Origin of the sequence: Bacillus seohaeanensis (assembly GCF_042684945.1) — a bacterium.
GTDB classification, from domain to species: Bacteria; Bacillota; Bacilli; order Bacillales; family Bacillaceae_B; genus Rossellomorea; species Rossellomorea seohaeanensis.
This window is the reverse complement of sequence record NZ_JBHUMF010000001.1, coordinates 1-26,016: the sequence shown is the minus strand read 5'-3', so window position 1 is coordinate 26,016 and position 26,016 is coordinate 1. Positions and strand designations below refer to the sequence as shown.

19 protein-coding genes, 9 tRNA genes and 2 rRNA genes are annotated in these 26,016 nt (G+C 36.1%); 3 read left to right on the top strand and 27 right to left on the bottom strand.

Annotation, left to right across the window (positions count from 1 at the left end):
* Positions 1–32 precede the first annotated feature (32 nt).
* The gene (locus tag ACFSUL_RS00150; protein WP_377931553.1) at positions 33–1,040 is read right to left on the bottom strand and encodes a LacI family DNA-binding transcriptional regulator; all 1,008 of its coding nucleotides are present in this window, start codon (positions 1,038–1,040) and stop codon (positions 33–35) included.
* Positions 1,041–1,329: 289 nt separating this feature from the next.
* Positions 1,330–1,620, bottom strand: coding sequence for an HNH endonuclease (locus ACFSUL_RS00145; RefSeq protein ID WP_377931551.1), 291 nt, complete (start codon positions 1,618–1,620; stop codon positions 1,330–1,332).
* A 396-nt stretch (positions 1,621–2,016) separates the two neighbouring features.
* Here ACFSUL_RS00145 and ACFSUL_RS00140 point away from each other — a divergent pair, with 396 nt between their 5' ends.
* On the top strand, positions 2,017–2,394 hold the full coding sequence (locus ACFSUL_RS00140) for a hypothetical protein (protein ID WP_377931549.1): 378 nt from the start codon (positions 2,017–2,019) through the stop codon (positions 2,392–2,394).
* Between the two features lie 260 nt (positions 2,395–2,654).
* Here ACFSUL_RS00140 and ACFSUL_RS00135 read toward each other — a convergent pair whose 3' ends face one another.
* The 7 genes from ACFSUL_RS00135 to ACFSUL_RS00105 form a co-directional block, all read right to left on the bottom strand.
* Positions 2,655–3,698: a DUF1835 domain-containing protein gene (locus tag ACFSUL_RS00135; RefSeq protein WP_377931547.1), complete on the bottom strand. Its 1,044-nt coding sequence runs from the start codon at positions 3,696–3,698 to the stop codon at positions 2,655–2,657.
* A gap of 65 nt (positions 3,699–3,763) precedes the next feature.
* A complete protein-coding gene (locus ACFSUL_RS00130) occupies positions 3,764–3,973 on the bottom strand; it encodes a hypothetical protein (protein ID WP_377931545.1) in 210 nt (69 codons plus the stop codon).
* A 158-nt stretch (positions 3,974–4,131) separates the two neighbouring features.
* Positions 4,132–4,707 (bottom strand): hypothetical protein, encoded by a 576-nt coding sequence (locus ACFSUL_RS00125; protein WP_377931543.1) that lies wholly within the window; start codon positions 4,705–4,707, stop codon positions 4,132–4,134.
* A gap of 1,371 nt (positions 4,708–6,078) precedes the next feature.
* Positions 6,079–7,050, bottom strand: coding sequence for a hypothetical protein (locus ACFSUL_RS00120; RefSeq protein WP_377931541.1), 972 nt, complete (start codon positions 7,048–7,050; stop codon positions 6,079–6,081).
* Between the two features lie 226 nt (positions 7,051–7,276).
* Positions 7,277–10,306, bottom strand: a complete 3,030-nt coding sequence (locus ACFSUL_RS00115; protein ID WP_377931539.1) for a DEAD/DEAH box helicase — start codon at positions 10,304–10,306, stop codon at positions 7,277–7,279.
* A 541-nt stretch (positions 10,307–10,847) separates the two neighbouring features.
* Positions 10,848–12,419 (bottom strand): hypothetical protein, encoded by a 1,572-nt coding sequence (locus ACFSUL_RS00110; protein ID WP_377931537.1) that lies wholly within the window; start codon positions 12,417–12,419, stop codon positions 10,848–10,850.
* Positions 12,403–12,966: a sigma-70 family RNA polymerase sigma factor gene (locus ACFSUL_RS00105; protein WP_377931535.1), complete on the bottom strand. Its 564-nt coding sequence runs from the start codon at positions 12,964–12,966 to the stop codon at positions 12,403–12,405. The genes ACFSUL_RS00110 and ACFSUL_RS00105 overlap by 17 nt, the downstream gene beginning before the upstream one ends.
* Before the next feature lie 1,492 nt (positions 12,967–14,458).
* On the opposite strand from ACFSUL_RS00105, the gene ACFSUL_RS00100 reads away from it, so the two are divergent.
* Positions 14,459–14,623, top strand: coding sequence for a hypothetical protein (locus tag ACFSUL_RS00100; RefSeq protein WP_377931533.1), 165 nt, complete (start codon positions 14,459–14,461; stop codon positions 14,621–14,623).
* A 397-nt stretch (positions 14,624–15,020) separates the two neighbouring features.
* Here the strand turns inward: ACFSUL_RS00100 and glmS are convergent, their stop codons facing one another.
* The 6 genes from glmS to sigW all read right to left on the bottom strand — a co-directional run bounded on the left by glmS (position 15,021) and on the right by sigW (position 22,561).
* Complete coding sequence (gene glmS, locus ACFSUL_RS00095) at positions 15,021–16,823, bottom strand: glutamine--fructose-6-phosphate transaminase (isomerizing) (RefSeq protein WP_071413604.1); 1,803 nt, start codon at positions 16,821–16,823, stop codon at positions 15,021–15,023.
* Between the two features lie 705 nt (positions 16,824–17,528).
* On the bottom strand, positions 17,529–18,878 hold the full coding sequence (gene glmM / locus ACFSUL_RS00090) for a phosphoglucosamine mutase (protein WP_377931531.1): 1,350 nt from the start codon (positions 18,876–18,878) through the stop codon (positions 17,529–17,531).
* Positions 18,871–20,142, bottom strand: a complete 1,272-nt coding sequence (locus ACFSUL_RS00085; protein ID WP_377931529.1) for a CdaR family protein — start codon at positions 20,140–20,142, stop codon at positions 18,871–18,873. Before ACFSUL_RS00085 ends, glmM begins: the two co-directional genes overlap by 8 nt.
* Complete coding sequence (gene cdaA, locus ACFSUL_RS00080; RefSeq protein WP_071413607.1) at positions 20,135–20,971, bottom strand: diadenylate cyclase CdaA; 837 nt, start codon at positions 20,969–20,971, stop codon at positions 20,135–20,137. Before cdaA ends, ACFSUL_RS00085 begins: the two co-directional genes overlap by 8 nt.
* Before the next feature lie 403 nt (positions 20,972–21,374).
* Entirely contained in the window at positions 21,375–21,983 is a 609-nt protein-coding gene (locus ACFSUL_RS00075; protein WP_377931526.1) for a zf-HC2 domain-containing protein, read from the bottom strand.
* A 14-nt stretch (positions 21,984–21,997) separates the two neighbouring features.
* The gene (gene sigW, locus ACFSUL_RS00070; protein WP_071413609.1) at positions 21,998–22,561 is read right to left on the bottom strand and encodes an RNA polymerase sigma factor SigW; all 564 of its coding nucleotides are present in this window, start codon (positions 22,559–22,561) and stop codon (positions 21,998–22,000) included.
* A 466-nt stretch (positions 22,562–23,027) separates the two neighbouring features.
* Between sigW and ACFSUL_RS00065 the strand changes: the two genes are divergently transcribed.
* Complete coding sequence (locus ACFSUL_RS00065; protein WP_084778510.1) at positions 23,028–23,189, top strand: Spo0E family sporulation regulatory protein-aspartic acid phosphatase; 162 nt, start codon at positions 23,028–23,030, stop codon at positions 23,187–23,189.
* An 89-nt stretch (positions 23,190–23,278) separates the two neighbouring features.
* Here the strand turns inward: ACFSUL_RS00065 and rocF are convergent, their stop codons facing one another.
* From rocF to ACFSUL_RS00005, 12 genes are all read right to left on the bottom strand, one after another.
* On the bottom strand, positions 23,279–24,184 hold the full coding sequence (gene rocF / locus ACFSUL_RS00060; protein ID WP_377931523.1) for an arginase: 906 nt from the start codon (positions 24,182–24,184) through the stop codon (positions 23,279–23,281).
* A gap of 505 nt (positions 24,185–24,689) precedes the next feature.
* Positions 24,690–24,765: transfer RNA gene (locus ACFSUL_RS00055), tRNA-Ala, on the bottom strand.
* Between the two features lie 58 nt (positions 24,766–24,823).
* Positions 24,824–24,896, bottom strand: a tRNA-Lys gene (locus ACFSUL_RS00050).
* 3 nt (positions 24,897–24,899) lie between these two features.
* Positions 24,900–24,974, bottom strand: a tRNA-Gln gene (locus ACFSUL_RS00045).
* Between the two features lie 72 nt (positions 24,975–25,046).
* Positions 25,047–25,130, bottom strand: a tRNA-Tyr gene (locus ACFSUL_RS00040).
* Positions 25,131–25,140: 10 nt separating this feature from the next.
* Positions 25,141–25,216 (bottom strand) — tRNA-Thr (locus tag ACFSUL_RS00035).
* 4 nt (positions 25,217–25,220) lie between these two features.
* Positions 25,221–25,296: transfer RNA gene (locus ACFSUL_RS00030), tRNA-Val, on the bottom strand.
* Positions 25,297–25,306: 10 nt separating this feature from the next.
* Positions 25,307–25,381 (bottom strand) — tRNA-Glu (locus tag ACFSUL_RS00025).
* A 16-nt stretch (positions 25,382–25,397) separates the two neighbouring features.
* A tRNA-Thr gene (locus ACFSUL_RS00020) sits at positions 25,398–25,470 on the bottom strand.
* Positions 25,471–25,472: 2 nt separating this feature from the next.
* Positions 25,473–25,547 (bottom strand) — tRNA-Asn (locus ACFSUL_RS00015).
* Between the two features lie 5 nt (positions 25,548–25,552).
* Positions 25,553–25,669, bottom strand: a 5S ribosomal RNA gene (rrf, locus tag ACFSUL_RS00010).
* A gap of 252 nt (positions 25,670–25,921) precedes the next feature.
* Positions 25,922–26,016: ribosomal RNA gene (locus ACFSUL_RS00005) — 23S ribosomal RNA — on the bottom strand; the annotation flags it as partial.

Sequence of the window (26,016 nt, the reverse complement as noted above, 5' to 3'; positions counted from 1 at the left end):
TGTAATCGATTACATTTTTTAATACTAGAAAATTATTTTCCTGTTATTTTGGCACCACAGGAATCACGGACTACAAACTCACTTTCCAAAACATATTTTTCTGTTTCTAGTGGTTCACCATCCATGATCTTTACAAGTAGCTCCATTGCTTTTTTTCCCATTTCATGAAGTGGCTGAGAAATCGTTGTAAGGGGCGGATTATAAATAGCTGAAAATTTAATATCATCAAATCCAACCACAGCTAAATCCTCAGGGACCCTTATTCCCATTTCAGTCGCTGCTTTTATCCCCCCCATTGCCATTTCATCATTTCCAAAGAATATAGCCGTAGGGTTGCTCTTTTGTGCCATTAACTTCTTAACGGATGAATAGCCCCATTCGATGGAATAATCCGCTTCAATGAAAAGGTCTGAATCAAACGGTATATCATAATGGCGTAATGCTTTACAATAACCCTTCACTCGCTCTTGGCTAACAGAAACGTCGGCGGATCCGGATACATGGGCGATTTTACGGTGTCCTAATTTAATTAAATGCTCCGTTACTTCAAAACCACTTTTTACATTATCAATAGTAACAGTAGGGACCTTCATATCTTCAACAAAATCGGAAGCGAGGACTATAGGATAGTGATTAGCAATTTCTTTCCATAGGTCCTGATCTAGTCGAACGGTTAATAAAATAGCGCCATCTACTTGTTTCTGCTTTAAATGATTAATAAAGTTTTGAGCTTTTTCTAACTGCTTATTTGTATCACCTAATAAAACCTGATAGCCTTGTTCCATTGCAACCCTGTCAATCCCTGCAATAATTTCTGAGAATACAAGATTCGTTAGACTAGGAACAACAACAAGGATTGTCTTCGTTTGATTTGTTCGAAAACGACGAGCGAGAATGTTAGGTTGATAATCTAGTTGTTTAATTGCTTCGAATACTTTTTGCTGTGTAGACTTTTTTACCGTCTTAGGGTTTCTAAGCACCCTTGAAACAGTAGCTGTTGATACATTTGCTAATTTTGCAACATCACTCATTTTTGTCATCTTTTTGCACCCTTACTAAGTAAAAACAAAATGTAATCGATTACATTTAACTATAATTGAATTCTAGCTTATATATGATTATTTCGCAATACATTTTTTAATTTTTTAAAATATTTAAACTATTTAAGAGAACATCCGTAAAACTATATGCCTAAAAGTATGATTAGACTACTATTTTAAAGGAATTTATAAAACTTTCAAATCCCTTTTGCACAGTATGGATCTATCCTTCTTTTAGAAACTCCATAGCACCGTTGTCACTTCCCTAGTTATCACCAGACCTCTAGCCTCAGTAACCAGACTTCCTAGTACGTGGAATCTTTGAACCCGGCTGCTTCCTTATCCACTTCAAAAACTTTCTCATTTTTTCATTTTGACGGAGGGCTTCTATGCTAGTAATGCCCAGTACGATGAGTTCCGTGTTCGTAAAAAGGGTATGAATTTGCTTATGACACGGAATGCACAGATAGGCAGTCGGCAAAAATGTTCCACCTTTTTCCTTGGGGATTAAATGATGAAGCGTCGTCTTCACCCCTTCCCGTTTACACAACTCACAGACCGTTGGATTTTGCTTTCCCACCTGAAACGTCCCTTTCCTTTCTTAGTACTATCAGTTTGGCTTTTGATGTAATTATTATACGTAGGCCGCTACCAGTAATTATTACATAACAGTTGAGAATCCAAAGTGGAATAGAGCCAAAAGGCGTTTGACTTCTGCGGTATACAGAAGAAAAGTTGAGACCTCGCAGACGAAACGAATGTCTAGCTTCAGTGGAAAATAACAGTCCATCACCCCAAAACAACATTTTCTTCGTTAATGTATTCTATCTTTTTGTTACAAAAGCAAAAGAGACAGCTAATTTATATAACAGCTATTTTTCATTTTTGTTAAACTAAAAGATTCTTCGTTTTACTTCATTTCTATGTGGAAAATTTAATGCTGTAAGACATCAACTATTAGAAGGAGTGAGGAAACATGTTAAAGCAAATAACAAGCGCAGGATTAATTCTAGGATTATCTTTTGGTTTTGGAGGTGCGGCATTTGCATCTGATGAAAAAGAAACTTCTATTGACCTTCCCACACAGCTTGCTGATGAAGATTTGATGTCAAATGAAGAACTAAAAGTAATGTCAAAAAAAAGTGACTGGAGTTCTGAAGATTGTCGAATGACAGAAGTAGAGCTACAGGACCGGGCTAAAGATTCCGGTCGGAGTGAGGAAGACCGCACTGAACTTAGCTTAAATACAAGTGCAGATGCACAACTAGATTCGCTTCTGGATTCACCTAGCAAAGAGCACAAAGACGATAGAGAAGAAGGGTTATTAAACGATCTACTCAACAATCTATTTTAAAAATATAACGTAATAACAGAATAAATGAGATTTAGAGAAAAAGCGCCGTTGTTACCTTCGGCGCTTTTCTATTTGAAATAACAAAAGGTCCTATAATCAAAATAGAAATCTATATTGGAGAAATACTCCTGCAATAAACTGTCCTATTTCATGAATTAGTAAACCCAAGTACATAATGAGGAAAGCTAATAGAAGTATAATTAAGTAACCTAATCCATTATTTATTACTATTGCTATAAAGGGGAGTTCGATGCTGAAAATTACCTTTTTAACCTCACACTATAAAATCTCATAGCTTTCAGACTACCTTCTACCTCGAAAGCCCCCTTTTCTATCAACTTCCTTAGCCGGTATTCCAAGAACTCATCACCTACATATTGATCTAAATGTCCTAACACTTCTCCAATTAATCTGGCAGATTTCATGAAATCTCTAGATTCCCGTTCACGTTGAAGTTTCTTCGCCATGTTGACAATATATTGGTCATAATAGTCAACATTAACACTCTTTATCCTTCCATTCCGCCAAATACGTAATGTTTCCTGATTTTGAGCAAGAGTCAACCATTCTTGTTCAAGTTCTTCTCTTTCATGTTGTGACAAAGGAGAGTTCGATTTACTTTTCCTATAAATAACTTGAAGTTTTTCTGGTGAAATCTCCCCTGTCTTTAAAACGGTGTATGTTATATCTGGTCGGGTAAAATTCTCAGCAAATGACTTTGTCGTATTAATTACTTGGATATCATTCATTTTGTTCTTTAATAAATGCAAAACATATCGAAGTCCTGTCTGTTCATGGGAATTTTCAGCAACCCATATGGTTATAGGCAAGCCTTCTGGAATGCTTAAAATTTGGTGAACAGTCTGTTGAAATCCCTGTTTATAGTCCTGAAAATCTTTATATTCATCATTCATAACACTTTTCATCCAATCAAACCTGGATTCTTCACCCGATTTCTCATGCAATTCCCAGACTGGGCCAATAGAAAACATATCCCAAAATGCAATGACTCTTTCCTCTTGGTATATTCCCATTTCCTTTAAAGTTACTTTTAAAGTCCCTGCAGGAGAATCACCAAATAGAAGATGTACCATTTGAAAAGTCCCCTCTTCTTTCATTTCTAATCGTTCTTTTGAAATATCAACAATAGTTTCGTATATTTTTTCCAGATCTTTTACAAATTCTATATGTGAATAGTCCGTTTCTTTTAAAAGATCCATCCGTAGATAAATTTGAAATAATAATGACCTTGCTTCTGCATCAGGTAATTCTTGAATCTTCTTTCTCATTTCTTCTATTCGCATAAGTATAAATCTCCTTAAATTTTCTTTATTAAAAATAAGCACTTATCCGTACTATAAGAACCTATTTAATTTTTATCTAAAATAAGAAGAAGATAACTACCCGCCCAAAGCAAGTATGCAAGCTGTGTTATGATAAACATTGAATATTCAAAGAAGGAAAGTTTTCTTTCTCGCTTTATTTTTTTCAAATGCCTATAATAAAAAAAAGAACATAAGAGTAGTAGTAATACAGATGCTTCGTGTATGTTTTCTAACAGGCCAACCAAATTAATCATCCCCTTACATTGATGATATGAATTTTCTTATTTGGGTATTCTGCTCGCTCGTGAAAGGCTATGATGTTGTAAGTAGTAGTTATCTAAACCAAACTTTGTCTTTGTAAAATTAATTAATTCTTATATGTTTCTATCCATTTAAATGTCCCTTTTGTTCTTTACATTCCTGAAATAATATACGAAAGGGCAATGACAAACATTACCAAGGCAAACACAACTCCTACCGCAATAGCAATAAGGTTTGACTTCCAAGTGTAGCCTTTAAAATCCAATTCTTTAGTGGCATGATCAACCTTTCTAAAGTGAATAACCAAACTAATATTTATCATAACTAAAATAAAAAAGGTTATGATGAACATAAACATAAATTCTATTTGAAAACCATTATCTGTTGAGTCTTGGTTCAAGTAAGATTGCAAAAATAGGAGACTACTCAATATTAGCTGCCAAACATATCCTACTTTTCGTTGTTTATACCATTCATTCCCCATTTTTTGTTTTTCATAGATTGCTACTTTTTCAAAAGTAGGGATAATTGATCTCGTTGAGTCCCCCTTTATAAATCCTAAAACACCTTGAATCAATAAAATTACTCCAAGAACGAAGAAAATGTGTGCAAATGTTATAGTAAAAACACTAATTAAAATAAAAAAGATAATGATGGGTATTACTATAAGAACGTTGCTAATAGTAAGTTGCTTCAATCTCATATTACCTAACTCTTTTGGTTCCATTTATATCCCCTTCCATTACCGAAGTTACCCGTTCTAAACTGGGTTGATCGTTAAACTAACACCATCGATATTCGCTTTCCTACTAACCATACTGATATATACTTTGTTGTCTAATAAGATAATTCCTTTGTTAATTACTCCTACCTCACACTAATACGAAATTCGTTTCAAGTTGGTTCCGAATATTTTAGATGTTCGTGCCTAGTCACCACCTAAAAGGTCCTGTTTCACCCGTACTTCTCTACATCCCCTCCCCGCTTAGAAACAACTTAGTTACAGCAAGGAAGGATAAAAACCATGAGAACAAAGAAGATTACAGGGATATAGATTTTTTATAGTATTAATTAGATAAAGAAAAAAGTCCTCCAAGGAATTTATCTTGATATTATCCCCTTTAAGTAGATATTCAAAAAAGCCTTAATGTTACCATGGAGGCAAGAATGATACTTGGAGGGGATTTTTCTATGGCTAAAAAAGGGCAAAGATTTAACTCTTATACTGAAGAATTCAAACGGAAAGCGGTAATGAAGTACATTAACGGATCAAAAAGCTATCAGACACTCGCGGATGAGCTGAGTATGCGGAGTTGTACTCAATTAAAGGTACGGGTTAGGAAGTGGAATTTCTAATCCTCTTAAGGGAAGGCCTCAAACAAAATAATATGGCTGAAATTCATAACATAACAAAACATCCCTCCAAAAAAATGGGGGGATGTTTTTATATCAAAGTAAATAACCTAGAAATAGGTTGAAATGAGATTGGGTATTTTCAAAGCGACAAGGTGTGCCAAACTGAATTCCCCTAAAGTCCTGAGCACGTGCTACCTGCTTGAACTTCGCAACATCTATACCTATAATTAGTGTTTAAGAAGTGATTTGAGCACTCTTTCTATTTTGATTATAATTCATCTTGGTGACCTCCTGATATATATGATTTTGTCCTTTTTGCTGGCCAGCTATAGGATACTCATATCATACCAAGAGGTTATTTTTTTGTTCAAACCTCATTTTTCTTCATTTGTCCACTCTGTCGAGCAAACCCCATATCGCCTTTACTACTGCACCTGAACAATCTGTATGAATCCAGCTGTGTCCAGCATTTTTAATGGCACGGTTCTCACCTTGTGGAACCGGTTTAGCGAATTTCGTATAGAAGTCATATTTTAAATCAACCATCTCACGCAGATATTAGTCAGGCAAGATAACAGCTTGAGATGGATGAACCTCCATTGCTGTTAGTACGTTGAATTTTGGGCGGTTAGTCTAGATGGAATATGATGAATTATGTTAATTAAGAAACTTATAAGGATGGGAATTAGGGAATCTCCCCCTTAACTTTTGCAAAACCATTATAAATAACCATTATTACTTTTTAGGTTCGCCTACCTACTTTAACATCACTAGATGTTATTCCCTCTTCAGTTAAATTCTCTGACTTTATATAATAACCTGACTTTTTCACACGATGTATCTCATCTTCAATTAAAAATCTACTTAGTTCAAACTCACTATAAATTTCATCTTTTGTTAATAACTCATAGGGCTCATTTTCTCTGAAAATGGATAAATGTTTTCCACATGTATCAAAGGTTCCATTATCAAATCTAATTGGGTTTTGCTTTCCGAAGGTAAACAGTGAACAGCCGTGTCCAGGGTCCAAAAACAACCTAATGGCTGGGTCTTTGTATCTCTCAGGGTCAATATCTATTCCACGATAGGGACCGAAACTACTTAAAGAAAAGGAATAAGTATAAAGTCCATGTCCTAAACATGGTTCTTCTAGTGCTACTTCGTCATGTAAACATGCTACCGCACAATAATCCGGAGATATTATACTATTTTCTTCAGCATATACTTTATGTAGAAAATCCACTAAGAATTTCCCTGAGTAACATGAATCTAGAATTAGACTGACTCTCAAACTATTTTGATCGTTTATTAAATAATTATTTAATATCTCAAATAAATCGGTTACAGATATCTCACCATCTTCTAATACCCAGGAACCATCATTATTTTTTCCATGACCAGCATAAACAATAGTTATATTTCCTCCTATCCACTCTTCCGATTCCTGATAGGAAGCAAACCATGCTCCAATTCTGTTCAATGCATTATTAACCTCTCTTAATTTTGGATTTCGTAAACGCTCATGATGTTTATATTTCGCGTCCCCTCCCCACTCTTTTTTCCAGTGCATTTCATAAAAATCTACATCTGCTGTTGTATATTTTAGGTCAGCAAATGCCCGCTCCCTGGCTTTCATTGATAAATTCTCTAATTCACCATTAAGAGGTCCACTAGCTGATATAGATAAGTAAGCAGTATGATTTCGGTATTTCATTTATACATCCCTCTGTGTTTTTAGTATAATCGCAATTTATTTTATTAACCTACCCTTTAACGGAATAAAAAAAAGCTGGAGATCAACTGTCTGATCTTTAGCTATCGTTCCGATTAAGGGATAAAGTTTTTCTTTCCAATTCAATATATTCTCTTTATTACTTCCACTGGGTTTCTTCTTTTCTCCATATAATTTGTCTAGCACAGCGATTTAAACACCCAGTTTATCATTCACTAAAATAACATGTCAGACGTAAGCCATAAGTATCTTTTAGGTATGAATCAGTTGCCAAAATAATTTGTTTCATTGAATCTGTGATTTTCATTATCGAGACTCCCGGCTGAACAATTGATATTTCAAATTCTGTTTCAAATCCAGATTTCACCATCTTTTTCAACATATGCAGAGTTTGTAAGTCTCCCTTCTCAAACCTGGTTTCATCATATTTTCTTTGCCTCATATTTTCTCGTTCAATCATCCGTTGAACAATTTGTAAGACATTATCATTCCACATAATGGACTTTTCAGCTTGTCCACATACTTCATATAGGTCACTCACACGGGCTCCGGGAAGTTTTTCGGCTGAATATTTACAATGATACAGATGAAATTTAACCTTTTGACTTTGAGAATCTATTTTGACCGAAACGACATCTGCAATTTCTCCGGCTCCATCATCATCAAAAATGATATCTGATGCCTGATCTACAATTTTATGTATCGTAGCGTATTGAATCGAATCAGTCTTTCTCCCTCTTCCTTGAGATTCAGATTTTATATCGACCTTAAATTTCTTCCAATCGATAGCAGTGAAAGAGCCTTGTGGCAAATCAATGCCACTTTTTGGTTTTATTACCGTTTGTAAATTTTCTTGTACTACAATAATAGTGCCATCGTTTTGAATGAACGAAACTTCCGGTGAGTGTTCGTGCAGAAACTCGGTCATTTTAACAGTTCCTTTACTGGATTTCACCAATAGCTCTTCACCTTCGATTTGCTTAAAACTATATGAAGTCTCATTAATTATCTGTTCAAAGACAAATTTTCGTTCATTTACCCAAAATTCAAAGCGTAGACTTTCATTAACTACACCAGGATTCTTTAAAACTGTTTGAAAGAACGGAAATTCCTTTTGTTCTTTTGATATATATAACTGTCTAGTGGAAGAGTTGGAAACTTCAATTATTTCGGGAAGTAAAATTTTATAAGGGATTCCTTCTGGAAATTCCTTAATAACCTCTAAAGCTAGGGAATTACTTAATATATTATTAGTATCAATAGTATCATCCATGACCTTTTTCCCTATTTTTTGACACCAATCTGTCCAAAAATTAATCCGCTCTACCCATCTCATCCAAACTTTCCCTTTATATGAACAACCAATACTTATTCGTTCTCCATTTTGATAGCCATAACCAAATAAATTAGATTTTGTAGAACCCGATGTAACAGCCTCACTAATTCCAGTCTTAATATCAGCACCAGCAAACATTCTAAAGCTAATCCTCCCACTGGGTTTTTGCTTTAATCCTAAGGTTCCAATCATTAATCGATTAACTCCTTCTAAGCTTCGATAGACTGAATCTCCCTTAATTGCTGACGCTTCTGAAAACATACTATCCACAAGACGGTTCCCTTTTCCAGTATCCGTCTCGTTTATATGAACGATTCCATTGTCCTTATCAAAGAACAGCACAAAGAAATCATAATCATATTGAACTATATCCTTTTGATCTGACCAGGCAACCTTTGTTTCAATTTCCTCAATGAAAACAAAAACGGAATCTTCTTCATTTATTAATGATGTAGTTCTATCTGGATTCAAAACTTGTTTCCATCCATTTACCAAAGTCCTTTTTGAAGGATGTAGGAACATCCTGGTACTTACTTTCATCTTTAGTTGGGATAAGTCTATCTCCTTTATATGGCCTTTTTCAAACTTATTAATAAACTCACCAAGCTCAACTTCCCTATTAATAGCTTGATTTGAATGGATATTAAGGAGTTGATTCCAATCAGCATCTTGATGATATAACTCTTCAATCGCTTCCTTCAAATCATCCATTGCCACATTTGTAATGAGTTTTGCATTTCCCAACTTGTTACCACTTGTTCTAGCAAATCGTCCAATGAATTGAAGTGTAATTGGAAGAGACTTATATTTGTCATGAATTGCCGCAATTTTCAATGTTGGAATATCTATGCCTTCCCCAAACATATCTACACATACCACAATTTTGGCTTTACCGTCTTTAACTTGCTGCAAGTATTTTTTCCTCTGGGAAGGGCGAATACCCGTGTGAATGACAACTGGATTATACTCTTTATATTGAGAGTAAATTTTTTCATACAATTCATCAGCCCGTTTTCGGCTATTTGCTCTCGCTAAAAGTACATGTTCAAATCCTTTTTTCAAATCTTCATTTAATTGCTTAATAGCTATTTTTGCAATTTCTTCATCAGACTTTCTCTCGTCAAATTCTTGTATTGGATAAAAATCTATCGGTTTGAAATAACCAGATCTTTGAGCCAATGACAGGCCATAATTGAAAATTATTTTACCATCCACCTTTTTTCCATCATTTCTATAAGGAGTGGCAGTAAATTGTAGAATTTTTTTCCCTAAAAATCTTTCTCTCACTGTACTCCAATCGGGAGCTGCAAGGTGATGAGCTTCATCAAATATTACAACTTCTACCTTTTCAATGAGTGTATCCAAAACAGCAGAATGCATATTTTTAATCATACCGGGAGTTGAAACCACTATATTAGCCTCTTCAACAGCATTAATCAGTGTTTTTTCATCCTCATTCCCTACTTTTGACTTATAAAGAAAAGTCGTTGGGTAAATAACCTTATCCGAAATCATATTTAATTTAGGAAGTATACCAAAATGTCTCACTCCTTCAAAAATTTGTTCCCTCAAAAGATTAGAGGGTACAATGATAAGTGTTGAAGGTATTCTTTCAGAAATAATAGTGGCATACATTGTTTCAGACTTCCCTGTTCCAGTTGGTAAGACAATTGTTGCTGGAGATTTTGATGTCGCCCAGTGTGCACGAATCGCAGATAATGCTCCGAATTGAGGTAAGCGTAAACCCATCTCATCTTCATTTCGAGAAACTCTCTCATGATATGACACTTTCCAACTATTAATGATTTCTTCTCGCTTGAAGATTTTATCTTCATCATCCGTGCATCGACTTAACTTATTATCACGACCGATTGTTGAAATTATATTTTTATACTTTCCCAAACAACCACTTCTTTCTGTTATAAAATTACAATTTAATAATTATATTGTAACAGAACAAAAGAAACTTTTAGGTGAAAAAATTTATTTACTACCCAAAAGATGTAATTACTACACTTCAAAAGGCTCCCACTAATTTAAATAGTGTACATTGATTTTTTTATGCTTCATACAAACCAATATAACTACAATAGTTAGGTTCATAAAGCCATTAAGTTCTCCACTTGGTCCATTAAGTAAATGCAGAATGAACACTGAAGTAGTTAGGATAAAAAGAATAATGTGAGTATTTAATCCTGATTAAATATCATACTTTTGAGCAATACTCTTATTCAATTAAAGGGACTTTCGTTGAATAAAAAAGGAATAGATTTAACCTATTCCCTTCCAAGTTGTTGATAACTAATTAACTTTATATCTTTTTTTCTCAACATAACAATCCAATTTTACCTATGAAAATAGAGTGATAAATCTGGGTTTGACTTTTTACTAAACTGCATCCAGATATTCGAATGATTTCAATTCTCGTGATTAATCACTTTCCTTAATTTTTAGGTTTAAATGATCCCAATAAATCCTTGGTTTCTTGAGGAGTAATTTCCTGACTAACTATCTCGTATTTATACTCACCTCTCTCCCCTATAAAATAGGAGTTTGAGGTATTTTTTATTTTATAACTTTCCCATTCAATGCTGTTTAAAGTAAACTTTTCAAGTTGTTCTCCTTTTTCCCTCTCAAAATCACCAGTGGAACGAATAATGGAATCCTTATGATAAGCCCGTACATAAAGTAATCGCCTGCCCGATCCCAATTCATTTTTATCCTTTTTATAACTATAAGTAAGGTAAGCATGTTTAAAATCTTTATATTTTTCATAGCTTGCTGAGAATATTTCAAGATCGGGATGAGTGAATTCATACAAGAAAGGTACGTCTGTACGAAGTAAATCCAAAACTGCATCCGTTTCTTCCTTAAATGTGTCTGCATGATTTACAACCTCTATTTCTTGCTCTCTTGGGTCATCATATGCTCTTTTAGGAATATCCATTTTATTATAACCATCTAAGTTTGGTACAAATTCTTTCGGGTCAATTGGAACATTCACTGCCAAGCTTTCCGGGTGGAGATAGCTTATAAGTTCACCGTCAGTACCGTATGTTTCATATTTAACTAAGATCCCCGTATCTTTATCTACCCAAAAGCGAAAAGCATCGGTATTTGCTTCCATCTTGTTTTTCACTTTCTCATCAAGTTTTCCGTATAAAACAATTGTATTATGACCTAACACTTCTTCATTTTGTTTTTCAATCTCCCAAAGATGCTCATTTCTTAGGTAGCTAGCGGTCACTTCATACGGAAACAACGATAGATTTGAATTACCATTTGGTGGTCGTTCCCTAAATTTGGAATCAGATTCATAGAGATCTTTCAAATCTATACTAAATGCTTGTTCTGGAGTAACTGTATCTTGACTTAGTTCCGGTTTATAATCACTGACTCGATAGGTTTTTCCAACACTCTCTTTTCTCCAGATTTTCTTGTCATTATAAATGAGCTCATTAATACTTTCCTCAATCCCCATCAGCTTGTCAACAAATGGACTTATTGATTTTTCATATCCACCAATTACATTTTTTGTACTTATTTTATACTCAGTATTAACTGTACTATCTGAACCATCATAGTAAGTGTTATACTCTTCAAACTTCCCTACCGCGGTATGAAAATAATCCACCGTATTTAATAGCTTTACAACTACTTCCTCTTTTGTCATATCCTCGTAAGATTCTTCCTTAGCAGGAGGCGTATATAGATTGGATTCATTTTGATGTTCTTGTTGAACATCCTCTTTCTTGTTATTTGAGCTTGCCATTTGTTCTTCTCCTGGTAAAATCTCCAATTTATCTGCAATATAATAACCCATTCCTAGAAGAAACAGACATGCCACACTGATACTTAATAGATACCTCAACGTTGGCTTTAAATGAAACCGTGTCTTTTTTCTTTTTTTGTAGATGGCCTGTCTCACTTTTTCTTTATTTTTATCATCAAAATTGATTTCTTTTAAGACCGTTTTATTCATGTTTTCTTTTATATTACTAAAAATTTTCTCCATCTTTAATGCTCCCTTCCAGTAACTTTTTTAACAAAAGGCGAGCTCTATGTAACCGGGACTTAATAGTTTGTAAGCTTACATTTAATAAATCTGATATTTGGTTATATGACATCTCCTCGTAATAATACAAAATAATAACTTCTCGATACTTGACTGGTAAGGCAAGGATTTTTTCGGAAATAAGTCGTTTCTCCTCTAAACCAACTAATTCCATTTCAGGGGATTTGTTTGTGCCCTTTGTCTTCAAGAAAAATTCTGTCAAGACGATATTTTTAAAGGACCAACTTCTTAACTTATCTTTACATAAATTAACTGTAATTCGATATACCCATGTTTTATAAGAGGATTCATTACGAAACTTGTCTAAGTTCTCATAACACCTAATAAAAACTTCTTGTGCAATATCTTCTGATAGCTGCTTCTGCTTAGTATATGTAAATGCTAAACGAGCTACATTTTTACCGTATTCATTCATCAACCATTCTAGTCTCTCCTCTCTACTTAATTCATTTCTGATTTCTGCCTGTTTTCTCTCTCGTTCAAGCATCTTCCACACCCTTTCAAATATTAGACGGAGTAGGTATAATTTGGTTGTAAAAAATTTACGCCAGAGTGCTACATTAAACACGTTAACTAACTCAATAAACATTAATAATATTACTTTTATCATATTTTTTCAGTGTATTTCTCTTTAAATACTAAAAACGAAACACCTTCCACTTTGTTTTAGGAAGGTGTTTTGATGTTGTTTCTCATTTATAATCCGATAATAAAGGTCAATATCAAAAGGATTCTTCCTTAATCGCACCCTTTAGTTGAAAAAGAAAAGAGACGCTAATTCAACAATCGCACCCGGATTGCTGAATAGTATGACAACTGGCGTTTTTTAAACAACATTATTATTTTTTAAACGGTTTTATTGTAAATTAAACAACTTTATTGTTACTTAACACCCCGATCCATCTCCCCCTTTTTTCTCAATCTCTTCTCCCTCTAAGGATCACGCCTTTTTCTCTCGCTTTTCCTTCTTCTGTTAAAGAATAATAACTTTCCCACTTTTTTTCGTTTTTTTCCCCTTCCTATATAAACAAAAAACACGAGGAAAACTGGAGGTTTTCTCCAATTTTCACTCGTGTTAGGGAACAATTAATTTTGCCCATAATACATATTATTTTGCTACGGAATACTTCTAATTTCCGATAACAGCAGACATAATGTTAATAAACAGTTACCGACTATAATCGTGAGTTACAAACTATAATCAAAAGTTACGAACTATAATCGAAAGTTACGAACTATAATCCAAACGAACAGACACAACTTATGTCTTATCGAAAAAAAGTTCTTTACTGACTGCTACACAAAACCTTGTAACTGCAGCACTCCATAAATTGAGTATAAAAATAAAGTCTTTTACTATACGTAATAATTGTAATAATAGATTGGCGTAACATAATAAAAAAGTTCTTTACTGAACAACCTAATTTTTAGAAACCATTATTCCATTAAAATGCCCCTTATTATAATAATATGACTGACTTTGTTAGTAACTTTAGTAGTTTTACTTGACGGTCACAACTAATCACTACAACCGCATCTTCCATAACTATTAGGGATTAGGTTACAGGCATTACATTTAGCCTTAAGAATACTTTTCACTTGAAAAGTTTATGTTTACGTTGTTCGCCTAATAACGCCTAATTAACCTTATTTTTATGTTCAACCACTATGTCATAATCAAGGACCTTTTCTTAGCTATCTCCCCGTACATTTGCTGTTTTAGCTTCCTAATGTTCTTCTTTGAAAAAATGTTTTTAGCTAACAAAAAACAACAGGCGTTGAGAAGTGGCTATTGTTTGCTCTCCATATAAGTATATGGAGAGGATTTCGTCAAGACTGAATGGAGGAATTATCCTTTAGTTTCAAAAAATTATTGGTGAGTTATATGCTATAGTTATCACCTTTTTATACCTATATTACCATTGGCAAGGGGATAATAAATAAGTTATTGTTATATCATGGAAGAAAGGGAGGGTATTATGGAAAAATTAATGATGAAATTAGAAAAATATAAGGGCTTACTGCCTTGGATTAATACTGTTATCCTATTAATTATTGCAATTTCCTTAATTCAAATAGGCTTTTCTTTAGAAGCTTTAATTCAAGGGATTAATGATTTAACTGGAATTTTAGCTAATCAATGAAAAAAATCTTTATTCCTGCCAGTTGATTTAACTTGCTTTTCTTTATTGATAATAAAAGTTTAGTACAAGATTAGTACTAGCATTTACACTGGATTTCCATCTACCACCTAAATAAATTGATTAAAAGAATATAAGCTAAAAGATGCTATAAATAAAAAAGCCCTCCAAGAAATTATCTCAGAGGACTTTAGTAAAATCACTAAATCCTTTCGTACATACATTGTAGAAATTGTTCCTACAACCCAAACTTAGTAATACTGATTATAGTTATTTTCTAAGGATTCCATTACCACTTTTTGTATTTTGAGTAAAAGAGTTTTTTTTCAAGTAAAGAACTTTTTTTTCAAGTAAAGGACTTTTTTTAAATGAAACAACTTACCTAAATATCTACTAATCCCTACTCCACCGTAACAGACTTCGCCAAGTTACGTGGCTTATCAACATCACAGTCGCGATGTAGAGCTGCGTAGTAAGAAATTAATTGGAACGGAATGACAGAGATAAGAGGTGTTAACATTTCGTTAACCTCTGGAATGACGAAGCGATCTTCTTCGTCTTCTAAGCCTTTCATGGAAATGATACAAGGATTTGCTCCACGGGCAACAACCTCTTTTACGTTTCCACGGATGCTTAAGTTTACACTTTCTTGTGTTGCAAGAGCGATTACTGGTGTGCCTTCTTCAATAAGGGCAATTGTACCATGCTTCAATTCTCCACCAGCAAATCCTTCTGCTTGAATGTAAGAGATCTCTTTTAGTTTAAGTGATCCTTCTAATCCTACATAATAGTCTAAAGAACGTCCGATGAAGAAGCAGTTGCGTGTCGTAGATAGATATTCGCGTGCGATCTCTTCGAATACCTCTTTTGAATCACATAAAGCTTCCATAGCTGTAGCAACAATTCCAAGCTCTTGAACTAAATCGAATTCCAGCTCTTCGTTACGAGATTGAGCTGTAACATGAGCTAAAATGGCAAGTACCGCTAACTGTGCTGTGTAAGCTTTTGTTGATGCAACGGCAATTTCCGGACCAGCGTGTAGTAGTAATGTGTAGTCTGCTTCACGAGACAACGTAGAACCAGGGACATTTGTAATCGTAAGCGCTTTATGACCAAGTTCTTTAATTTGAACTAATACGGAACGGCTATCCGCTGTTTCTCCACTTTGAGAAATGAAAATGAATAATGGTTTTTCAGATAGAAGTGGCATATTATAACTGAATTCGCTTGCTACATGTACTTCTACAGGAATTTTTGCACTTTTTTCAATGAACTGCTTACCAACAAGACCTGCATGGTAGCTAGTTCCAGCTGCAATGATGTAGATGCGATCCGAATCGTTCATTGCACCAATAATATCTTCATCAATCATTAATTCATTTTGACCGTTTTGATACGCTTGAATAATTTTACGCGTTACTAATGGCTGTTCGTCAATTTCTTTTAACATGTAATGAGGGTATGTTCCTTTTTCAATATCACCTGCATCAAGTTCTGCAGTATAAGGAGCACGTTCCATTACTTCACCGACTAGGTTTTGGATTTCAACTTTTTCTTTTGTAACGATGACCATTTCTTTATCCATTAACTCAACAAATTGATCTGTTACTTGGATCATTGCCATTGCATCACTTGCAACAACATTAAAGTCTTCTCCTAAACCGACAAGAAGTGGGCTTTTGTTTTTCGCGACGAAGATTGTTTCATCATTTTCGGCATCTAAAAGAGCGATTGCGTAAGACCCTTTTAAAAGCATAAGCGTTTGACGAAACGCTTCTTCTACAGAACTTCCTTCGTTCACTTGCTTCTCTATTAATTGAACAATTACTTCTGTATCTGTATCACTTTTAAAAGTAACATCTTCTAGGTACTCACGTTTTAGAATCGAATAGTTTTCGATAACACCATTATGAACAATCGTGAAACGACCAGACGTACTTTGATGAGGATGAGCATTTGCATGACTTGGAACGCCATGAGTCGCCCAACGTGTATGACCAATACCTGTGTGACCACCAACATTGTCATCTACAGCATTTCGAAGGTCAGCAATACGACCTTTTTCTTTAAACACATGAATTCCATCATCATTTTTCACTGCAATACCAGCTGAATCGTATCCTCTATATTCAAGCTTCTCTAAGCCTTTTAGTAAAATTTCTTTCGTATCTTGATTTCCAATATATCCTACAATACCACACATAGTTTTTCTTCCTCCCTAAATGAAAAGGGGGCAAGAAATCTTGGGGGACCCTTGCCCCCTTATCTCTGTTAATTTTTTATAATGTTTGCCACATTTTCCGCTTCTTTGTACAGTCGAGTTGCCTCGATGCTTTAAAAACGAAATTAACGGTCGTGTGACCCGCAACCGGGAGGCATCCGCCGAACTCTCGATAAACCTCCACCTCGTCAACTAAGTATAACTTTGCCGAGCATATACTCAGTCCTGGCGCTTTATGATTAAAACAAAACTATCCACCTTTCTATTTTTTGAATAAAGTGACACGTCAATTAGTGGAGAGTCTTTCCACATTCATTGTACTAGTAGTCATCTTTTCTCTAGTAGGAAACTATAAAGAGATAAAACTACTTTGAAAACAAAATTTATCATACAACAGGGTAGAACATTTCGTCAACAAAAACGTTATAGAGTAATATTTGGTAAAGAAAAATGGAAGCTATTCATGCAACTCTGACAAGCAAATAACTGGCATAGGAGAAGGTTTACTAACAAACCTTCTCCTTGGATAGCCATTTAATCTTGAGAGACTAGCTGCTGGAATTAGCCAAGACAGTTGTTGCTTTTCTAACGTTGTATAAAATGCTATTTCCACTCTTGCATGGAAGAAACAGCCTTGCTATTACATATGCATAAAAGTTAAAGTTGTTACCCCTTGCGCATATACGCTTATTCCGCTAATCCCATTTCTGTTTGTACAACAGCTACAATTTCATTAACATATTGTTCGCATAGTTCTTCTGTAGGGGCTTCTGCCATTACACGAACTAACGGCTCTGTACCAGATGGCCTTACAAGAATACGACCATTTCCATTCATTTCTGTTTCTACCTTGTCAATTACCATTTTTACTTTTTCATTGTCTGTTACATGATGCTTGTCCGTTACACGTACATTCACTAACTTTTGCGGGAATTTTTTCATTTCCCCAGCTAATTCAGACAACGTTTTGCCTGTTAATTTCATTATATTCACCAGTTGGATTCCTGTTAAAAGGCCGTCGCCTGTTGTGTTGTAATCAAGGAAGATAATGTGACCGGATTGCTCTCCGCCAAGATTATAACCGCTTTTCTTCATTTCTTCTACTACATAGCGATCTCCGACAGCTGTTTGGATACTTTGAATACTGTTTTCCTCTAACCCTTTATGGAAACCTAAATTGCTCATTACCGTAGAAACAACTGTTGATTGTTTTAATCTACCTTCTGATTTCAAATGTTTCGCACATATGTACATAATTTGATCGCCATCAACTATTTCTCCCTTTTCATCGATAGCGATAAGACGATCCCCGTCACCATCAAAAGCAAGACCTATATCGGCACCTTTTTCTTTTACCATACTCGCAAGTGTTTCCGGATGAGTAGATCCTACCCCGTCATTAATATTAAGTCCGTTTGGTGATGCTCCCATTGTAGAAAGGTCTGCATCTAAATCAGCAAACAAATGTGTCGCAAGAGAAGAAGTTGCCCCATGTGCACAATCAAGTGCAATATGTAATCCTGAGAAGTCTTCATCGACCGTTTGTTTCATATACTGTAGATATTTTTGTCCACCCTCAAAGTAATCGCTAACCTGTCCTAAATCAGCACCTGTAGGACGCGGTAAGGAGTCATCTACTTGATCAAGTAATGCTTCAATTTCGTTTTCTTGGTCATCGGATAATTTAAAGCCATCAGGACCAAAAAATTTGATTCCATTGTCGCCAACAGGATTATGAGAAGCAGAAATCATCACACCTGCTTGTGCTCCTAAAGCTTTTGTAAGGTAAGCAACACCTGGAGTGGAAATAACGCCAAGACGCATTACCTCCGCTCCAATGGACAGTAATCCTGCCACTAATGCTCCTTCTAGCATATGACCGGAGATTCTAGTATCCCGGCCAATTAAAATTTTGGGACGTTGTGCATCTTTTGTTAAAACGTAGCCTCCGAATCGCCCTAATTTAAAAGCTAATTCTGGAGTTAGTTCCGTATTTGCTACTCCTCTGACTCCGTCTGTTCCAAAATACTTACCCATTTTCATTCGCTCCTTCTTCAGCCTCTGCTGTTGTTTTTTCCTTTATCTGAACTGTAACTGTTTTCGTTGATAGTTCCCACTTAACATTTTCTGGACCAGTGGCATCAATTTCCACTTTGTGTTCTCCTGGCTCTAAATCAGCAAGGTTTAAATCAAGTATAAAGTCTTCTGTTGATAAGGCAGCCAGTTCTTCACTGTAACCAGACACCACGATATCAACTTCCTCACTTTTAGGGGATACGATTGTATAGTCATACTCTTCCCCTACCCCGCCTAGATTCAATGGTACTCCAGATACTGTTTTTTCCTTGGTTGTGCTTACATCAATCGTTACTTTCACTTCTTCTGGTGCCACCTTATTGAGACCATCTTTCAAGTTAAGTGGCACGTTTATTACTGTATCTTTCGTAATTTTACTTAAGTCTACTTCAGCGATTAGCTCTTCTAATGTTTCCAATACACTTCCTTTACCATAAACACTTACTTCCTTCTGTTCCACCGATAGAGATTCCAGTTTCACCCCTTGAGGAAGTTCCCCTTTTTCCTTTATAACAACAGGAACTTTTTTACTTGGGTTAACAACCTTTACGGTGACATCTACTACTTCTGGTTCGACTGTTACATCAAGCTTATTCAGTTCCCTATCAAGCACTTGTACTCTGGCTTCTCGTGTAGTTGTTTCATGAATTGCATCCTGCACATCAAGGGTAGCTTTTACATACGTAATACTTTCGATAGCATCCTTAGCTCCTGTTACCTTTACTGTCTTCGGCTCGACAGATAGATTCTCTGCCTCAAAACCATTTGCTAACAGGCTCTCATCGAACTCCGATTCCACTGTAAATTCCTCTGTCACTTTTTCCTGAATGGTAATATTAGCAAACTGAGGCTCTATCTCCACTTTTAGCTTTTCCGAAATATTTTCTATTTCTATCGGAACCTGATGATCCCCAACACCTATATCATTCAAATCAACATAAACATTAAAACCTTTCAGTGTCTTTGTCTGCTGTACAATAGCCTTTGTTCCTTCAATTTCAACATCTACCGTGCTTGGCAGCCCCGATACAAATAAATTTTCTGCATCATAGAAAGCCTCTACCGGTACATCTTCTATCGTTTCTACAACATTCTGGGAATTATCGCTGGAGTTTTTATGGTCTTTGTCAGTAAGGTCATCAAAATTCACGGACGCATACAAAACGAGAGCCAATAGTAAACCGACAATTCTCATAAACCATTTACTTTCCATAAATTTATCCATTGTCTTTCTTCCCCCTAAAGCTCCATCTTGTTGAGGAAGTATTTGTTGTATCACCCATTAATTCTACCCTTAAAATCTCATTAAATCGTTCAAGTGTTAGGTCTCGGTGTAACTCTCCATTTTTCGTTATGGAAATCGCGCCTGTTTCTTCTGAGACAACAATTGTAACACTATCCGTTACTTCACTTATACCAAGTGCTGCCCTATGCCTCGTGCCCAGTTCTTTTGAAATAAACGGACTTTCTGACAATGGCAAGTAACAAGCGGCAGCAGCTATTCTTCTTTTCTGAATAACAACCGCTCCATCATGAAGAGGCGTGTTCGGGATAAAGATATTGATCAAAAGCTGTGAGGATATTTCAGCATTTACTGGTATTCCTGTTTCTATGTAGTCACTTAATCCCGTTTCTTTTTCGATGGACAGCAATGCACCAATTCGACGCTTAGCCATATAACTGACAGCCTTTGTCATCGACTCGATCATTTGCTCCTGCTCTTCCTCTTCTTGTAAATAACTTCTTGAGAATAATCGTCCGCGCCCTAATTGTTCGAGAGCCCGACGAAGCTCTGGCTGAAAGATAATGATAATCGCCAAGAACCCCCATGTAAGGGCCTGTTCCATCATCCAGCCTAATGTATCTAAACCAAAAAGACTGCTAAGACCTCTGACAATAATAATGACAAAGATCCCTTTTAAAAGTTGAACCGCTTTGGTCCCTTTAATTAACATGATTATTTTGTAGAATACGAACCATACTAGCAAAATGTCTACTATATCAGAGACATAGTCTAATACAGTATAATCCGTAAAAATATCGATAAACGGCATGTTACATCCTCCATAGCTTAATCGAAAGCGCAAGCCGCATGTGGCTTCTTCTTTTTATAATTTATTCATTATACCATAACCTTTTTACATAAAAGAAAACCGCCCATGGCAAACCCAATATTCTGTCTTTAATAAAGAAGACCTCTCTTATTGTAATCGCCGCAAGAGAAATGTTCTATAACATTCATATGACATCTTTATAACAAAAGGCAAAAAGTGAAATATTTATGCCCTCCTAACAGTTTAAAAAAACTGACATTGAAGAGCCAATTTGACTCTCTTCATGTCAGTCCATTATTGGGGACTGACTTACAACAATATCGGTCCCCTCTAGTTTATCGTAATTCTCATTCCGTTGCGAATTTCTGTTATTTTCTCATTCCAGTGGTTCAAGCTTTTCTTTCTAGTGATTAATAATTTCCTTTGTACCGTTCTTTATTTTATACCATAGCCACTCAAAGGCTTTGTCTATCTCTTTAATATCACCTGTTACACTACCTGCAGAAGCAAGATATTTTTCTCCGTTAATAACGGTTACATCCCCTTCAACTGTTCCTTCTATTTTCACATCACCATTTCTAACAGTTAGGTCACCCTGAATAACTTTTCCTTCCGGCACAATAACAGTATGATCCTGTACAATCAAATCATTGTTCTTTGTGAAAGAAAAGTCCTGGCCGTCATTCCATGATGTGAAAAAGGTCCCCGTCATAAGAATCATAAATAATGCAGCAGCTGTCAGCATTGGATGGTGACGGAACCATCGATTAACTCCTACCTTCTTCTTTTCCTTAGGCAGACGTTCCATTACTTTTTCCGTAAAATCAACAGGTGCTTGTATATGTGAAGTACTCTGAACAAGAGCAAGTGCCTTTTTCAGATCGTGAAAATGATTTTGACAATCTTCACATGATTGCAGATGACCCTTCAATAGTTCTTCCTTCTCTACAGATAAATCACCATCTAGATAATCATGCATATATTCTACCAAATCTTTAGGACAAGGTCTCATACCACTCACCCTCTCTACATATTGCGCAATTGTTTACGCAGAGCTTCTCGCCCCCGATGAATTCTCGTCTTCACAGTCCCTAATGGCAAATCTAAAATATCACTAATTTCTCGAAGCTGCAATTCTTCAATGTACTTTAAAACGATTACTGACCGGTATTTCTCAGGAAGCTTTGAAATTGCCCCTTGTATCGTTGCTTGCAATTCTAACTCTTCTACTTCATCTTCTGGCATTTGTATATCTGCAGCCACTTGCGAGTACATTGTCAAGCCGTCTGTGCCAGATACTTCTGCGTCAAGATAATAATCTGGCTTCTTTTTTCTAATTCGATCAATACATAAATTAGTAGCAATTCTAAATAACCAAGTAGAAAACTTCCGATTCTGATTGAACGTATGAATATTGACATATGCCCTTATAAAAGCTTCTTGTGCAATATCTTCCGATTCATGACGATTTCCTAGCATGCGATAACATATTTGAAAAACTTTGTCTTTATAAAGTTCTACAATCTCTGCAAAAGCATTTTGATCGCCTTTTAAAACCTGTTTTATTCTTTTCTTCACCAACGCGTCCATTAATTTACCTCCGCTCTATGCGGCTATACTTTAATACGAACTGTATAGCAAAAAGGTTTCAACTTTTTTATAAAAAATATTCGCATATAAATAACTGATTCACTGAGAGCTATTTTTATCTCGCCCCAACGAATAGAGTCTTGAAGTCCTAACGAAAAACAACTAAGGTCCCAAAAACGAACGCTTTCTTCTGTTTCTCGAAAATACTTGTCATCCTCTGTTTAAGCCGCTTCCACTTTTCTTTTTGTCCAGTTCCAGCGGCTAACTCGCTGTGAAAAAGATGATTTACCTCTAAGGGCCAAAAGCACCCTTTGAGGTAAATCCCTATTTTCTTCGCGAGCTGAACAAGCCGCTTCCACTTTTCTTTCTCCCCTATTAATCCTAACAAATTTCCTTAAAAATGTTTACAAATATTTGAAAAGGGGTATAAAAGAACTAACTATTAATAAAGAAACGGGGAGTTCAAATGAGCGTAAAGTGCAACGAGCTACTATACCAAATTGAAGAATGTCGTAGTCAAATGATTGCACTAGCTTTACAGTCATCCTTTGCAAATGAAAAAGTCATTCAATTAAGCACCAAACTAGACCATCTGCTAAACCAATATCAATATATAAGAACTGATTAAAAAACATAGAAAAGGACTAAGTATTTCCAAATCAAAATACTTAGCCCTTTTTATTATAAACGAATCGACTTACGGATGCCCGTAAATTTTTATAAAAGTTTCTCTCCAAACAATGAACCCATTAAAGCAACAGCCACTGTAGCTGTTTTATTTTTTTCATCTAGGATCGGATTTACTTCCACAAATTCTGCAGATGTAACAATGCCAGACTCCTCCAACATCTCCATTGCGAGATGACTTTCTCGATAACTAATACCACCAATTACAGGTGTTCCTACACCAGGTGCATCACTTGGATCTAAACCATCTAGATCTAATGATAAATGAACACCATCCGTTTTATTATTCTTCAGGTATTGAATAGCTTCTTCCATTACAGTCGTCATTCCAAGACGATCAACCTCATGCATTGTATAAACCTTAATCCCTCTTTCTCTAATCAATTCTCTTTCTCCCTCATCAAGAGAGCGAGCACCAATAATTACAATATTCTCTGGCTTAATCTTCGGACTAAACCCTCCAATATTTGTTAATGTTTCATGTCCAATCCCTAAGCTGACTGCAAGTGGCATACCGTGAATATTACCAGATGGAGACGTTTCACTTGTATTCAAATCTCCGTGTGCATCATACCAAATAACACCAAGATTATCATAGTTCTTAGAAACACCTGCAAGTGTCCCAATCGCAATACTATGATCTCCTCCAAAAACTAAAGGAAAATCACCCTTTTCAATTACCTCATTAACTTTACTAGCTAGAGTTTCACTCCCCTCCGCAACCGCTTTCAAATTACGCAAGTTTGTTTCTGGATCATTATGTATCCGCTCCGGCTGGGCAATCTCTATATTGCCTAAATCATTTATTTCATATCCAAGTCTTTCAAGTCTTTCCATTACCCCTGCATAGCGAATTGCACTTGGTCCCATATCCACTCCACGTCTCATCTGACCAAGATCCATTGGAACACCAACAATAGAAATATTCTTATTCATCAAAAATTCCTCCCTTTCCTCTATTATTTTATCCAAAAAAAGCATTATGACTCAACCGGACATATTCATGTATATATATACGTGGACATTCTTGTTTGGAATGATAGGTTCCTATATATTGTTTCCGTTAATAGGAATAGGCTTTTGTGATGATTATTTCTCAACAATAGTGTGTCTACTACAAACATTAGGAAAGGTTGTAAACTTCTAATTATACAAAGATGGAATGAGCGAAAGAAAAGTATACTTATTTTGAAAACTGACGAGTAGCTTAGCTGATATTGTCCTTTTTATAGCTAATTTTCTACATTGATATCTGGTTATGACGCTGCTACTCTCTGAGGTGGTAAGAAATTTCAAAATTAATGGAGTAAGATCTCAAGCTGATATTCTGAACTTCCTAACTCTATCGGACAAGTCAAGAAAGCCACCCAAATCCTTAACTAACAAAACATATACAAAAAAACCTTAAGCTATAGTAGCTTAAGGAAATTAGTCGTATGTATGGTGGAGCCTAGCGGGATCGAACCGCTGACCTCCTGCGTGCAAAGCAGGCGCTCTCCCAGCTGAGCTAAGGCCCCATATTAAAATATAAAACACAAGAAACCGCACATGCTTTGTGTGATTTCTTGTATAAGATGAGCCATGAAGGATTCGAACCTTCGACCCTCTGATTAAAAGTCAGATGCTCTACCAACTGAGCTAATGGCTCCTATGGCTGGGCTAGCTGGATTCGAACCAGCGCATGACGGAGTCAAAGTCCGTTGCCTTACCGCTTGGCTATAGCCCAATAAAACTAGTATTTAAAATAAAAATGGACCCTTACTTATAAGATGTCCTAATTTTAACTTATTATACATAATGGTGGAGGGGGGCAGATTCGAACTGCCGAACCCGAAGGAGCGGATTTACAGTCCGCCGCGTTTAGCCACTTCGCTACCCCTCCAAAACCAAAATGGTGCCGGCAAGAGGACTTGAACCCCCAACCTACTGATTACAAGTCAGTTGCTCTACCAGTTGAGCTACACCGGCATAATGGTGGAGGATGACGGGATCGAACCGCCGACCCCCTGCTTGTAAGGCAGGTGCTCTCCCAGCTGAGCTAATCCTCCACTATATAAATGGTGACCCGTACGGGATTCGAACCCGTGTTACCGCCGTGAAAGGGCGGTGTCTTAACCGCTTGACCAACGGGCCATAGTTTTAAAAATTAAGCTTCCAACCGGGCTCGAACCGGTGACCTCTTCCTTACCATGGAAGTGCTCTACCTGCTGAGCTATGGAAGCAATGGCTCCGCAGGCAGGATTCGAACCTGCGACCGATCGGTTAACAGCCGATAGCTCTACCACTGAGCTACTGCGGAACAATGCCTGGCGACGTCCTACTCTCGCAGGGGGAGATCCCCCAACTACCATTGGCGCTGAAGAGCTTAACTTCCGTGTTCGGCATGGGAACGGGTGTGACCTCTTCGCCATAATCACCAGACTATTTAAATTGCTTTCAAGGACAAATATTATTATATAATATTTTATGTATTTTTCAAGGGCTTTTTTAAAAAATTATTCCCTCAAAACTAGATAAAGTTGAAGTCAAAAAGATGGAGTATCGCTTGTTGAATTGTCCAGCTGCGGCTCCTAACTTCTCGAGTCGTTACAGCTCTTCCGATGAATTCTATCGAATTCCTCTACAGAGCTGTCAACGCTTGTCGAAGTTGAACAGTCGCCTTCGCTTTTCTATTTGGTTAAGTCCTCGATCTATTAGTATCAATCAGCTCCACATGTCACCATGCTTCCACCTCTGACCTATCTACCTGATCATCTTTCAGGGATCTT

What these genes read in the sequence shown, in the direction of transcription:
- ACFSUL_RS00110 (WP_377931537.1), bottom strand. Translation starts at nt 12,419, where the DNA reads ATGGAGAAAATTTTTAGTAATATAAAAGAAAACATGAATAAAACGGTC.
- ACFSUL_RS00100 (WP_377931533.1), top strand. Translation starts at nt 14,459, where the DNA reads ATGGAAAAATTAATGATGAAATTAGAAAAATATAAGGGCTTACTGCCT.
- ACFSUL_RS00125 (WP_377931543.1), bottom strand. Translation starts at nt 4,707, where the DNA reads ATGGAACCAAAAGAGTTAGGTAATATGAGATTGAAGCAACTTACTATT.
- sigW (WP_071413609.1), bottom strand. Translation starts at nt 22,561, where the DNA reads ATGGACGCGTTGGTGAAGAAAAGAATAAAACAGGTTTTAAAAGGCGAT.
- ACFSUL_RS00105 (WP_377931535.1), bottom strand. Translation starts at nt 12,966, where the DNA reads ATGCTTGAACGAGAGAGAAAACAGGCAGAAATCAGAAATGAATTAAGT.
- rocF (WP_377931523.1), bottom strand. Translation starts at nt 24,184, where the DNA reads ATGAATAAGAATATTTCTATTGTTGGTGTTCCAATGGATCTTGGTCAG.
- glmM (WP_377931531.1), bottom strand. Translation starts at nt 18,878, where the DNA reads ATGGGTAAGTATTTTGGAACAGACGGAGTCAGAGGAGTAGCAAATACG.
- glmS (WP_071413604.1), bottom strand. Translation starts at nt 16,823, where the DNA reads ATGTGTGGTATTGTAGGATATATTGGAAATCAAGATACGAAAGAAATT.
- ACFSUL_RS00075 (WP_377931526.1), bottom strand. Translation starts at nt 21,983, where the DNA reads ATGAGACCTTGTCCTAAAGATTTGGTAGAATATATGCATGATTATCTA.
- cdaA (WP_071413607.1), bottom strand. Translation starts at nt 20,971, where the DNA reads ATGCCGTTTATCGATATTTTTACGGATTATACTGTATTAGACTATGTC.
- ACFSUL_RS00140 (WP_377931549.1), top strand. Translation starts at nt 2,017, where the DNA reads ATGTTAAAGCAAATAACAAGCGCAGGATTAATTCTAGGATTATCTTTT.
- ACFSUL_RS00085 (WP_377931529.1), bottom strand. Translation starts at nt 20,142, where the DNA reads ATGGATAAATTTATGGAAAGTAAATGGTTTATGAGAATTGTCGGTTTA.
- ACFSUL_RS00130 (WP_377931545.1), bottom strand. Translation starts at nt 3,973, where the DNA reads ATGATTAATTTGGTTGGCCTGTTAGAAAACATACACGAAGCATCTGTA.
- ACFSUL_RS00150 (WP_377931553.1), bottom strand. Translation starts at nt 1,040, where the DNA reads ATGACAAAAATGAGTGATGTTGCAAAATTAGCAAATGTATCAACAGCT.
- ACFSUL_RS00120 (WP_377931541.1), bottom strand. Translation starts at nt 7,050, where the DNA reads ATGAAATACCGAAATCATACTGCTTACTTATCTATATCAGCTAGTGGA.
- ACFSUL_RS00065 (WP_084778510.1), top strand. Translation starts at nt 23,028, where the DNA reads ATGAGCGTAAAGTGCAACGAGCTACTATACCAAATTGAAGAATGTCGT.
- ACFSUL_RS00135 (WP_377931547.1), bottom strand. Translation starts at nt 3,698, where the DNA reads ATGCGAATAGAAGAAATGAGAAAGAAGATTCAAGAATTACCTGATGCA.